Annotated in this window: 11 protein-coding genes; 4 read left to right on the forward strand and 7 right to left on the reverse strand. The window is 69.0% G+C overall.

The window, feature by feature from the left end:
* Positions 1–60: 60 nt before the first annotated feature.
* Positions 61–834 (reverse strand): MSMEG_1061 family FMN-dependent PPOX-type flavoprotein, encoded by a 774-nt coding sequence (locus OHS81_RS34735; RefSeq protein ID WP_328389963.1) that lies wholly within the window; start codon positions 832–834, stop codon positions 61–63.
* A 65-nt stretch (positions 835–899) separates the two neighbouring features.
* Positions 900–1,403, reverse strand: a complete 504-nt coding sequence (locus OHS81_RS34740) for a flavin reductase family protein (RefSeq protein WP_328389966.1) — start codon at positions 1,401–1,403, stop codon at positions 900–902.
* Between the two features lie 443 nt (positions 1,404–1,846).
* Between OHS81_RS34740 and OHS81_RS34745 the strand changes: the two genes are divergently transcribed.
* On the forward strand, positions 1,847–3,100 hold the full coding sequence (locus tag OHS81_RS34745; RefSeq protein ID WP_328389968.1) for a hypothetical protein: 1,254 nt from the start codon (positions 1,847–1,849) through the stop codon (positions 3,098–3,100).
* On the opposite strand, the gene OHS81_RS34750 is transcribed toward OHS81_RS34745, so the two are convergent.
* Both OHS81_RS34750 and OHS81_RS34755 read right to left on the reverse strand, forming a co-directional pair.
* A complete protein-coding gene (locus OHS81_RS34750; protein ID WP_328389970.1) occupies positions 3,084–4,841 on the reverse strand; it encodes an asparagine synthase-related protein in 1,758 nt (585 codons plus the stop codon). The two genes, OHS81_RS34745 and OHS81_RS34750, sit on opposite strands and share 17 nt — an antisense overlap.
* Positions 4,842–4,902: 61 nt before the next feature.
* Positions 4,903–5,457, reverse strand: a complete 555-nt coding sequence (locus OHS81_RS34755; RefSeq protein WP_328389972.1) for a lasso peptide biosynthesis B2 protein — start codon at positions 5,455–5,457, stop codon at positions 4,903–4,905.
* A 554-nt stretch (positions 5,458–6,011) separates the two neighbouring features.
* Between OHS81_RS34755 and OHS81_RS34760 the strand changes: the two genes are divergently transcribed.
* Complete coding sequence (locus OHS81_RS34760) at positions 6,012–6,896, forward strand: DUF6424 family protein (protein WP_328389974.1); 885 nt, start codon at positions 6,012–6,014, stop codon at positions 6,894–6,896.
* A gap of 114 nt (positions 6,897–7,010) precedes the next feature.
* Here OHS81_RS34760 and OHS81_RS34765 read toward each other — a convergent pair whose 3' ends face one another.
* On the reverse strand, positions 7,011–7,259 hold the full coding sequence (locus OHS81_RS34765; RefSeq protein ID WP_328389976.1) for a hypothetical protein: 249 nt from the start codon (positions 7,257–7,259) through the stop codon (positions 7,011–7,013).
* Positions 7,256–8,593 (reverse strand): S8 family peptidase, encoded by a 1,338-nt coding sequence (locus OHS81_RS34770; RefSeq protein WP_328389978.1) that lies wholly within the window; start codon positions 8,591–8,593, stop codon positions 7,256–7,258. The genes OHS81_RS34765 and OHS81_RS34770 overlap by 4 nt, the downstream gene beginning before the upstream one ends.
* Positions 8,594–9,007: 414 nt before the next feature.
* Between OHS81_RS34770 and OHS81_RS34775 the strand changes: the two genes are divergently transcribed.
* The gene (locus tag OHS81_RS34775; protein WP_328389980.1) at positions 9,008–10,582 is read left to right on the forward strand and encodes an esterase/lipase family protein; all 1,575 of its coding nucleotides are present in this window, start codon (positions 9,008–9,010) and stop codon (positions 10,580–10,582) included.
* Positions 10,583–10,681: 99 nt separating this feature from the next.
* On the opposite strand, the gene OHS81_RS34780 is transcribed toward OHS81_RS34775, so the two are convergent.
* On the reverse strand, positions 10,682–11,173 hold the full coding sequence (locus tag OHS81_RS34780; protein WP_328389982.1) for a hypothetical protein: 492 nt from the start codon (positions 11,171–11,173) through the stop codon (positions 10,682–10,684).
* Between the two features lie 159 nt (positions 11,174–11,332).
* Here OHS81_RS34780 and OHS81_RS34790 point away from each other — a divergent pair, with 159 nt between their 5' ends.
* On the forward strand, positions 11,333–11,857 hold the full coding sequence (locus OHS81_RS34790; protein ID WP_443058811.1) for a TetR/AcrR family transcriptional regulator: 525 nt from the start codon (positions 11,333–11,335) through the stop codon (positions 11,855–11,857).
* The last annotated feature ends 31 nt before the right edge of the window (positions 11,858–11,888 follow it).

Raw genomic sequence — 11,888 nt, forward strand, 5'->3', positions numbered from 1 at the left:
ACCGGTCAGGCGGCCCGAAACCCTGACCACCGAGGCGTAGCTGAGGACGGAGGGCACAAGTCAGAACAATCCGTTCCGGTAATGGTCTTCGGCGACCGCGTCCAGGGCCCCCGCCTCACTGCCGAATTTCGCGGCCAACTTTTCCGCCATTTGCGCGGTGACCTGGGCGTAGAAGGTGCTGCCCAGGGTCAGGGAGTCGGCCAGACCCCGGGGATCGTTTTCCCAGAGCCGGGCGCGGATCACGGCTTTGCCGCACTGGAAGAACGCCTCGCGTACCTTGACGATCGTCGCGAGGACAGCGGGTTTCCCCCCTGCGCCGAGCCGTTCCAGCAGGCCGGGGTCGTCGGTGAGGAACGCGTCGCCGTTCACCCGGACCGTCTCCCGTATGCCGGGCACGAAGAAGACCATGCCCACGGCCGGGTTGCGGGTGATGTTCTCGAAGGTGTCAGCGGTGCGGTTGCCCGGACGGTCGGGGACGGCCAGAGTCCATGGGTCCAGTACCCGGACCGCGCCCGGCGGGTCGCCTTTGGGGCTGGCGTCCACACCCCCGCTGTCGTCAGCGGTGGCCAGGCAGAAGAAAGTGCTGTGGGCGATGAAGCGGCGCATGAAATCGCCGAGGAACGGCTCTTTCTTCTCCGCGATGAAGGGTTCCGGGTACCCCAGGATCTCCCGGACGCGCGCCATGCCGATGGCACGGTAGGCGTCGGCAGCGGTGTGTTCGGGGGCAGGGCTGCGGAGGTCCCAGACCTCCGCGGCGGTGTCAGCGGTGCTGCCGGGGAAGGCGTCGGACGTGTCGCCGCCGGGGGTGTGCCGGGTGACGGTGGCCGAATCCATGGAACGCTCCTTGAGGGGTGGGCGGAGGGGCGGAGGTTCGGTGTGCGCAGCCGGTGGGCGCGGAGTCAGACATCGAGGACCAGCCGGGGGGTGCGTGCCCGGGAGACGCAGAGGTACATCCGGTCGCCCTTTTCCCGCTCTTCCTCGGAGAGGATGTCGTCGCGGTGGTCGGGAACGCCTTCGAGCACCCGGGTCTGACAGGTGCCGCAGACCCCCTCGCGGCACGAGGCGGCCACCGGCAGGCCCGCGTCGGCGAGTGCGTCCAGAAGGCTCCGCTCTGCCGGTACGCCCACGGTTCGGCCGGACCGGGCGCAGACCACCTCCACTTCTGTGTTGCGTGTGCGTTCCCTGGTCCGCGGCCTGAACCGCTCCATGCGCACGGTCCCCTGGGGCAGATGCGCGGCACCGTCCGTCACGGCGTCCAGCAGCGGTTCGGGACCACAGGCGTAGACGGCCGTGCCCGGGTGGGTCCGGCCCAGCAGCGAGGCCAGCGGGATGCGCCCGGACTCGTCCCCGGCGTAGAGACGGACGGCGTCGCGGTGGGGTGCCAGCTCCTTGCGGAACGCCATGGAGGCTGCGGACCGCCCGCCGTAGACGAGGCTCCGGCCCTGCTCGATTTCGACGCCAGATTCGCGTTCGGGCTGCGGATGATCACAGCCGGACTCCGGGAGGGAGCGCAGGGCCTTCCACCCGCGTGAAACCGCCCCCGGGAGAGGCATCGGTGCGACTGCGGACAGTCCCACCGATGAAGCACCAGCGCCAGCACCAACGCCAAGAACCACACCTTCCCTCCCTCGCGGGAAGGCTGCTCCGGCTCGCACGTCCGGGGGCATCCGGATGGCGACCCGATGGATCGCCACGGACGATGGTGGTCGAACCCTCGGCGCGGCGGCAGATCTCCGGAGTCCGCGCTGCGCACGTGCAGGGCATGACCGGTGGCCTCAGGAGGTGATCGCGTGCGGACTTCCCCAGGGCTCACTCCCGCTCGCACCCGGAAATGAGACCGCCCTCGTTGAGAACCTGGCAGTCGCGGGTGACCCTGGCAGTGATCGTGCTGGTCCTCTTCATGACCACGCTGCCGGTGGCTTACTTCGGCCTCGAGGGCTTCGTCCATGATCTGACCTTCGCCGGTCGCCTCACCGGTGCCGTCCTTCTGGCGGTCTCGTTCACCACGCTCGTGGGCGTCGTCGCGGTCCTGGACCACTGGATGCGGCAGAGCTTCCCCTATTCCGGCATGGTCGCGCTGATCGGTACGTTCGCGGCCTTGCTGACCAACGCCATGCTCCTGGCACAGACACTCAAGGACGGCGAGTCCGCGGCCTACCCGGCGCTGTTCGGCGTGCTCACGGCGGGTTCGGCATACGCCGTCTTCGCGGTGTGGCGGACGTCGGTCGTGGTCCCCGCTCCGAAGCGGGTGGCCGCCGCGGTGGTCGTTTCCTCGGTCATCGCCGTCGCCAATTTCGGCTACCAGAACCTCTTTCAGCCGTACCAGCGACAGACCCAGCCTCTCATCACGGTCTCCATGGGAAAGCCGGTACTGAGCAAGGACCGTACGGCATTCGCCGTACCGGTCGACATCACTCTCCGGAACCACGGCGACGTGGGTTTCTACGTGCTCGGCACCGAGTTCCACGCCATGGGGAAACAGGTGCCGCTGAGCCCGAAGGACCGGCTCCGCCGGCAGTGGCGAGCCGATGCCGAGCAGTGGGGCAAGTCCTCGGAATGGAACCCGCTCTCCCGCCGGGAGGTGCACCAGCCCGGCGAGTTGGTCGAGGCGAAACCGTGGATGCCCCCTGGAAACTGGGTGGAGTCGAACGACACCTATGCCACGCGAGTGGTGGTGCAACTTCCCATCAACACGCCGTACGACCAGGTGGCGTTCTATGCCTCCGCGAGCCTCGCGCGCAAGGACCGGCTCGTGCTGCAGCCACCACTCGACTTCGTGGCGTACTCCTGGGGTAGGGAAAAAGTCCCCGGATGGGTGAAGGAGCAACAGAGGGGTGGTCGCGACTCTCTCCTCTACCGTGCCAGGGTGCACGAGAACAATGCGCTCGACGAACACACAAGGGACCCGCGTTTCATCACCATCTACTGGCAGTTCGGTACGCACGGCGCCGACGTGCACTCATCCGTCAAGCGAAAAGGTGAGGAAGACCGCATCCCCAACCCGGAGGTAGACCGGGAGGTGTCGAGCCGGTACGGCCTCGTCGACCTCATCACCGGCCCGGTAGAGCGGACCCTGTGGGACATCAAGAGCCAGCGGTGACGGGCACCGCCGCGCCGAGCGCGCCGGACCGCCGGTCCAGTCGCTCCAGCCAGGCCACCAGGGCGAGCGAGCTGTTCACCCGGTCCCAGGAGTACGAGTCCCCCAGGCCGAGCTGGGCCTCCCGCACGGCCCGGCACAGCGTCTCGACGTCGAACATCTCCGCGACCAGCGGATGCCGGGCGGAGCGGCACAGTGCGATGAGTTCGTCGCCGTGTCTCCGCAGGCCCCGGGCATAGAGGTCGTTGAAGGGCACCTTGACCGCCCTGCCGCGGATCGGGGCCGGGAGCAGATCCGCCATGGCCGCACGGAGAACGGCCTTCGGACGGCCCGGCCGGAACGTGGCCGCGGCGGGCAGGCGGCGCATCGTGGCAACGACCTCCGGGTCGAGGAAGGGGTGCGAGAGGAAGAACCCGTCCTGTCGTGCACGCAGCCAGGACAGCAGGTCGGGAGCGGCGAGGTAATTGGCGGCGTCGTAGAGCGACCGTTCCGGCTTGCGTCCGAACATGAACCGGCTCTCCGCGATGCCCGCGTCCCGGTAGCCGTGAGCGCGCGCGAATCCGGACCGCAGCCATCGGGGGCGGTTGAAGGTGCCGAGGCCGCCGAGCACCGTTCCGCCGCCGCGGAGCGCGGAGATCCGTTCGGCTGCCAGCGGGAAGGCCGGCTGCACCACGTAGGCGCGGACGATGTCCCGCAAGCCCTGCTCGCTTTCCGTGGCCCAGGCACGCGCCTGCTCGGTCATCTGCCGGAGCGCTCCCGTGCGCGCCAGCCTGTGCAGGTGGAACGGGTTGGCGTCCGCGATCGGATCGGCCCCGCAGCCGGTCAGGAGCGTGTCACAGCCCAGTTCCGCGGCAGCGGCGTGAAGCCTGGCCCAGAACGGGGCGCGGAAGGCGTGCGCATGAGGCTCGTCGGCGTCCCCCGCATGGTGCTGGAAGTCGTCGAAGTCCGCCACGTCGTCGGCATCGACGATCACCGGACGGGCCGTGGGGGTGTGACGGCGGATCTCCTTCATCGCGACGTCGAGGTACGGCCGCTCCGCGGCCAGCTCCCCTCGGGAGAAACGCCCGGCGAGCAGGACCAGGTCCCCGGCGCCGCCCCGTTCCGCGGCCAACAGGCGTGCGGCGAGCAGCGCGACGCTGGTGGAGTCGGTGCCGCCCGACACATGGCATGCCGTCGTCGTGCCCAGGCGGCGTCCGACAGCGTTCTCCAGCGCGAGACGCAACTCCTGCGCGGCCTCATCGAGGCAGGAGCCGTCTGCAGTTGGCTCGGGCGGGTCGGTGGCCCGATGGGCGCGTCGCAGCGTACGACTGCGCAGCTGCCCGGTGGGGGACAGCTCGACCACCTCGCCGCCGAGGACGCGGTGCACCCCGGCGAAAGGGGTGAGGTCCGAGTGCGGTTGCGCCAAGTTCCCGGTGAGGTATCGGCAGAAGTAGCGGGGTTCCAGTTCTGTGCCGCTCCCCAGACAGCGGACCGAGGTGCTTACGGCGCTCACGCGGCCACCGGACTCCCGGAAGAACAGCGGGATGCGTGCCTGCTCGTCGCGCCTCAGAAGGATGCGGTCGCGGTACACCAGAACAGCCGCGTAGTCGCCGGCCGGCACGGGCGGGGCGGCCCCCTGCCTGCCGGAGTCGTCGAGGAGGCCGCGCGCGCCCGCCGCCCGGTCACGGGCCGAGCCGACCCAGCCGACGACGGCCGCAGTGCCGGCCCGCGAGAAGACCGTCGTCACGAGTCCCTGACGCGCCATGGCCTCGCTCGTCCGGAGCCTCGGTGTGCCCCCGGCCCACTCGAGGCGGAGCGCTTCCACGTCACTGTCCTCCGCAGTCGATCGAGAGCACCGGTGTGAAGGTGTGCCCTCGCGGAACGGCGTCGGGGACGCACAGGCCGCCCGAGGCCGTCCACGCGTGCAGGGCGAAGGGGTGTTCATGCACGCCGACATGGAGTACGGCTTTCAGGCCGCATCGCCGTAGCAGGACGAAGGCCGTCACCGCCTCGGACTTGCAGTCGCCGTTGACGAACCAGCTTCTGCTGCTGTGTGACTGCACTGCGCGTTTCAGCCGTCCTACCTCCTCCGCGGAGGGGAGGTCCGCACGGGCGTAACCCGGGGCGGCCAAGGACAGCAGCCGGAGGACGCGCCCGAATCCCATGGTCCGGATCAGCAGGTGCACTCCACCCAGCCAGAGCCCGACGCCGACGTCCGCGGACTTCTTCCGGCGGCGCGTCGCGCACCCGGCACGCATGAGACCGGTGACAAGTTCGGCGCGTTCCTCAGGGGTTCCGGAGGAGAATTTCTGGACTTCCGCCGTTGCCAATCCGAGAAAACGCGTCCGCTTCCAGTCCGCGATCAGCGCTCCGTCGGACATCCGGGTGACACGGCAATGCGGTGACAGGATCCTTGCCATAGCTGCCAGGGCATCGGTTTCCTCTGCCACCGCATATCCTCCAGGGTTCCACCGTGCACGGTGTCAGTGTTGGTATCCGTGACCGTGTCAGTGCTGGTATCCGTGACCGTCGTAGAATCCACCGCTGAAGCCGTGGATCAGACGGCCGTTACCGAGAAGGACGAGCCGATGTGACTTACGGCGCCGCAGCAATCGGGAAAACATCGCTTACCTCCAGAACCGGCAGCAGATCAACTCCAGGCTACTCTCCCTCGAATTCCCCGCAACCGGACTGCAGGACGTCAACCAGCCGATGTCCAGCACCTTTTCGGAGACGTCCAGCACCTTTTCAGACCGGTGACGAGGATGAGATCGGCGACGAGTCTGGTTGAAGACATTTGTGGTCATCGTTCTCCAGTCGCGGCCGTCCGGTTCGCGGAGCACGATGGAAACAGGGGGGTTTCGCCCCGACAGGGGGATTTTCGCCCCGCGAGCCGGTGGCCAGGCCGTGAGGCCGAGCCAAGGAGATTTCTGCCATGGGCCGCCACCCCCAGCCCCGGCCGGGCGGCATCGAATCGGAAAACCATCCGTGGAAGATTCGTCTGGTCGAGCACCCGAAACGCTTTGAATCGTCGCATTTCCGGGCCGCCAAAGCGACAGCCCGGAAGATTCTTCAGGCCATGGACGACGCCGACCTGCCCTACGGGCCCAGGCCGACAGATCCGAACCAGGAGCCGAGGAATTCCGAGCGCTGGGAGATGCACCACGGCGGCAGCCTGTGGGTCAAGGGCTCCCGCGGTTGGTGCATGTACCGCGCCCGAGTCGGCATCGAGTGGAGCATGCAGTTCTGCGCCGACCCCGAGAAGGTGGACCGGCTCCGGCAGGATGCCGCCGAATTGGTCGACGCGTTCCCGCTCACGCTGCCCGCCCTGGCGGAATGGGGATACAAACGCGCCGAGGAGCTGCTGCGCACGCCGATCAGGGATGCTGACGGCGTCGAGGCGTGGACCGACTCCCTGTTCAACGCCTGCGTGCCCCTGAGCCACGGGAACCACCAGGGCATCCTTCCCAGCGTGCCCGGTGAACACCACTACCCCTGGCCGGTGAAGGGCGCGGACTTCGTCCGGTACGAAGACTTCCAGCTGTGGGTGACCCTGCCCGACGGTACTCACGGTGCCGTCGCGCCGGTGGACCGCCGCGGCTCCGGCGACGGGCACGTCCGCCTGGCCTTCGTCCCCGAAGGAAGCGCCGCCGCCCCCGCGCTCGCCGAGGCGCAGGACCGCGGGTTGATGGCTGTCGTGCCTCCGGACAGCGAGGTGGCCCTGCAAGCCTTCGCCCAGCAGGTCCCGCCCGGCCGGCGCACCGCCTCCGGGCCGCTGTCGCCCGGCGCGACACGGCGCGGCAGCGACACCGTCGGCTAGAGACAGGGGCACTCTCTCCTGTGGAGACAAGGGCGCTCTCTCCCGCTCGATGTAGTTCTTCCGGGAGAAAGACGCTCCGGACTCAGGCCCAGGGCGTTCCTGAGGCTTCGAGACTTACTGGATGGGGGAGTCGGGCGGGGGAAGCTGGATGATGCGTTCCCGGTCGACGGATTCGACGCCGTCGACTGTCTCCAGGGCCGGTATCCGGTTTTCCGCGACGGTGCCGGAGAGCGTGCCGAGGGCCGCCTGCTCGCCCGTGACCGTCAGCCCGGCCCGTCGCAGGGCCTCGACCACTTCCGCGAACCGGCCGGGGTCGACCGCGAGGATGACCCCGACCGGCGCGGACCGGGACGACTGGGTCACGGCGCCTGCAGCAGACCCGAGCCGACGTCCCTGACGGGCTGCGTCAGCGGGAAGGCACCGGACATCAGACTGACTTTGAGGTCGGCCGCGGAAGCGTTGGGGCTTGCCTGGGCGAGCAAGGCGAGGACGCCCGCGACGTGCGGCGTGGCCATGCTGGTGCCGCTCATGCTCTGGTACCCGCCACCAGGGGCAGTCGAGTGCACGTCCCTGCCGGGCGCGGCGATGTTGACCTCGCCGCCCTGCCCGTTGATGCCGCCGTTGGAGAAGAACGATGGCGTGAGTGCCTTGTCGAGCGCACTCACCGCGAGGATGGAGGGGCAGTTGGCGGGCCGGCTGACGGGCTGGATCTCCGGGGGCCGATGGCTGTCGTTGCCCGCGGCAGCGACGATCACCGTCCCGCGTTCGAGCGCGCGCTGGGCCAGCTTCTCGTACGTCTGCGGGAAGAGCTCACCCGGTCGGACCTGAGCGCCGAGCGACATGGAGATCACCCGCGCACCGTGGGCGACGGCCCAGGCCATGCCCGCCAGGATCTGGCCGTCGGTGCCGCTGCCCGCCGCGTTGCTGAGCACCTTCGCCGCGAGGATCCGGGCCTCGCAGGCCACACCGTAGCGGGGTCCCTGCCGGGGGTTGGCCGGGCCGGCAGCGGTGCCGATGCAGTGCGTGCCGTGGCCGTGGCCGTCCTCGACGGTCTCGCCGGGTACGAAGGAGACCGTTGCCTCGATGCGCCCGGCCAGGTCCGGGTGGTCGGTGTCCACACCGCTGTCGAGGACGGCGATCTTCACATCGCGTCCGGTCAGGCTGGACAGATTGGCCCGGATCGCCTGCAGGCCCCAGGTCCATTTCTGCTCGTCCAAGGCCGGGCCCTGGGCAGCGGCGATTTCGGCCCTGGTGTGATGGGCGACCACTTCCTCGTCGCTGCGGTAGGCCGGGAAGAACTCGGTCGGCGCCTGCTGCGGGGCGGTGATCGGCGAGGCGTAGACCATGCGCTCCGGCTCTGCCGCGATGATCGAGGGTTCCGCCTCGGCCGTGGTCACCAGCGCATGGCGCTGTTCGGGCCGTACCTCGACGACGGCGGCGCCGAGTTCCTCGAAGAGCACCGAGACGTCAGGGCGCTCAAGGAGTTCGGCGACGTTCGCGCCTTCGGTTCCTCGGACACGTTCGACGGACGCGATATCGGCGGAGGAACGCAGTGCGTTCAGCCCGCTCTCCTGGTCACGCGGGTCGAGCAGGACCACATATCGCCCTGTGTACTCCGTGCCCTGGCCCGGGACGGGGCCCTTGCGGTGACCGGGATGCTCGCCGAAGGCGCGCCTGTCCATGGGTCCGTTCGCCATTGCATTTCCCGCTCTCTGTGCGCTTCCGGTTCGTGGACGCGCGCCGATTCACGGATGGTCAGGCGCCAGGGATGGTGGGGCGCGGATCAGTCGCGTATCGACGCGTAGTGCCGTCGCCTGCAAGGCTGTCTTTGCCAGGCCGCCGGCATGGCCCCCCGTAAACCGTCTCACTGGGTGCGACGGCCCGCAACACAGCGCCACCACCCATGGCAGGAGAACGCCGCCCCTCACTGACCGGTGTTTCCGACGGCGCTTCCGTCGGCATCTGCGATCGGTGGCCGGCACCTGGCCCGGGCTCCCCGTCCGGCTCAGACGGGTTGGTGCTCCTCACGCTGCTGCCGCAACCTGGCCTGGTCATCGATTGACCGCGCGCCGGCCTCAGCAGCCGTACGTGCCCCGGGAGGGCGTTTTCACATGGCGGAGCGATCGCCCATCATCTACCTGCGGGGATATGCCGGTCCGCCGAGTGGTGTGGACAAGCAGGTCGACGACCCGTTCTACGGGCTCAACAGTGGTGCCACCCACATTCGCGTCGGCGGGGAGGGGACGCCATGCTTTTACCAGTTCGAGGGCCCCCTGCTGAGGCTGATGAGCGACGAGGGCTATCAGCTCCTGGTGCGCGGCGACCAGCATGCGTATCTCCAGTCGCAGGCCGACGGCGCGGTCGCGCCCGAGTCCATCTGGGTACACCGCTTCTACGACTATGCCGCGTCCACCTTCGGTACGTCCGTCACCACGGCACCGGAGGAATTCGACCTCGAAAGGGCGGCAGAGCGCCTCTATGACGTCGTCCAGCTCGTCCGCCGCAAGACCGGCGCGCCCAAGGTGCATCTGGTCGCCCATTCCATGGGGGGCCTGCTCGCACGCTGCATGATCCAAAAGGTTTCCCATACGGCCGATCCGTGCACGGGCGAACCCCGGCGCGCCGGCAGCGAGCTCGTGGACAAGCTCTTCACCTACGGAACCCCGCACGGCGGCATCGCCTTCGACCTCGGCGGAGGGCTCGTCGACTGGGCGAGGGAGACCTTCGGGCCGAATGGTTCGGACATCTTCGCCCCCGACCGGATGTACACCTATCTGACCCCCGGGGCGTCCACCGGTGACGATCCCCCGCCGGGCTGGCGGCCCAACGAGATTCCGGCCGGGGCCTTCGACGCGCGCCGGGTGTTCTGTGCTGTCGGGACCAACGCGGCCGACTACGGACTGGTCGAGAAGGCGGTCGGACCGCGTAGCGACGGGCTGGTCCACATCGACAACGCCTATGTGCGCAACGCCCACCGGGCCTTCATCCACCGCTCCCACTCGGGCCGCTACGGACTGGTGAATTCCGAAGAGGGCTACCAGAACCTGCGCCGCTTCCTCTTCGGGAGCTACCAGGTCCGGGCAGACCTTCGCGGCCTGGATCTGCCCGAGCAGACCTCCGGTGCATCACGGGTGTGGCAGGCAGAGGTGCGGCTGGCCGTCCGGGGCCTGCCGACCGTCCTGCATGAGCAGCGCGCGGCCCACTACTGCCCCATCCAGTTGAACCAGGAAGCCGCCCAGCACAGCTCTGCGCAGGGCGACACCGGCGGCGTACCCCTGACCACGGCTTTCCTCCTCGACCCGGTCAAGATCCGTGGCGGCCGGGAGGACGACCGGCCGACGCTCCGCTCCCGCTACACGCTGGTGCTGCGCGTCTTCCACCTCGTGGAGAAAAGCGGCCGGTTCTTCTGGGAGGACCACCTTGAGCAGGTGCCCGACTGGGAGGACACGCTCATCGTCGACGTCGGCCGGCACGGCTTGTACGAAGAGACGGGGACGCAGGCCTGGGCGGCATGGAATTCAGGAGTCCCCGGCAGCATCGACGACACCGACCCGATCGCCACGGAACCATGTCGGATGGCCGAGGACGGCGAAGGCCTGTACACCGAGATCCCGCTGCCCGAGGTGGTCCATCCCATCCTCGGCAGCGGGTCCCGACTCCGCCTCACAGTGAGCCGCTTCAACTGAGCTGCAGCCGAAGCGCACTGCGCCGAACGCCCTCGCATGCAAGGCTGGCTGGGGCGCGTCTCAAAGGTGGTGTACCTGGGCGGAATTACCCACCCAGTGTCAGTTCACCGGGTTGTACTGCCTCTTCAGCGCGGTACGCCCCCTCCCGTAGCCCTTCAGGGCGGCCTCCACCGCGGCCGCCAGGCCGTCGAGTTCCTTCGGCACCGGTACGCGGAGCAGCAGGTGCTGCTTGCGGTGGGCGAGGAGAAGTTCGCCGGCGGGCGTGCACTCCAGCAGGGTGAAGTGCGTAAGGGCCTTGAAAGGCTTGTCCGAGGAGATCAGGTGGGTGCTTCCCGGCTTCGAGCTGACAGCCACCGTCCCATCCGGGAGGACCGCCAGGTTCGCGTCCTCTCCCTCCGCGATCGCCGAGGGGGTACCGTCCGGCCAGGGCTGCCCGAACAAGGCGGTGGCGGTGGGCGTTCCGTCGGGGGCGTGCCGGGTGACCATCTGGTAGCCGAAGTTCTGCTCAGCGGGGTCCGTCGAGCCAACGGCTTCCCAGCGGTAGCGCCGCGCCCCGGACAGCGCGTACGTCTCACCGGCCGGCGTCGCCACGGCGTGGTGTGTCCCGAACGCCCACCCGTCGGCGGTTGGGTCGACACGAGGGCATGCTGAGGAACGCGTTCCCGCTGCGGGGTATTCGGTGAGCAGCGCGGGTGTCCCGGCCGCTCGCAATCGTTCCGCGTAGCGGCGGCCGTGATCGGCCAATGGGTCGTGAGTCGGCACCACCACGAGCGCTGGGGCCAGCCCGTTCAGCCCGGCTACGCGTGCGCCACCGTTGAGCGCATCGCTGCCGCGGCCGGCGTCGCGAAGTCGACGGTCTATCGGCGCCGGCCGTCGAAGGGCGCGCTGATTGTGGACTGCCTCCTGGACGCGTTCGGCCCGGCGCCGCTGGAGGGCACCAGTCGAGCCGAGCTCATGACCTCGACCATCCGCTGGATCGCGGCGAAGATTGCCGAGCCCGGGGTGGGTGACGCGTTCGCCGGTGTGTTCAGTGACGCCGTCAGCGACCCGGCCCTGCGCGAGATCCTGTCCACGCGGTTGCAGGACCCGTACCGGCTCACGCTCCAGGACGCGCTCGGCGAGCCGGAGAAACGGGTCCTGTTCTTCATCGACGTCGTGGTCGGAGTCCTGCTGCACCGGAGGGGCATGACCGGTGAACCAATGGCCGATGCCGACGTCGCCGCACTGGTCGAGATGGTTCTGGCGCACTTCGCTGAGGGCCCCGGCCCGGCTTAGTGCTGCGGCAGGACAGGCCGGTCCTGCCGGC

The sequence above is a fragment of the Streptomyces sp. NBC_00400 genome (genome assembly GCF_036048035.1).
In the GTDB taxonomy this organism is placed as follows: domain Bacteria; phylum Actinomycetota; class Actinomycetes; order Streptomycetales; family Streptomycetaceae; genus Streptomyces.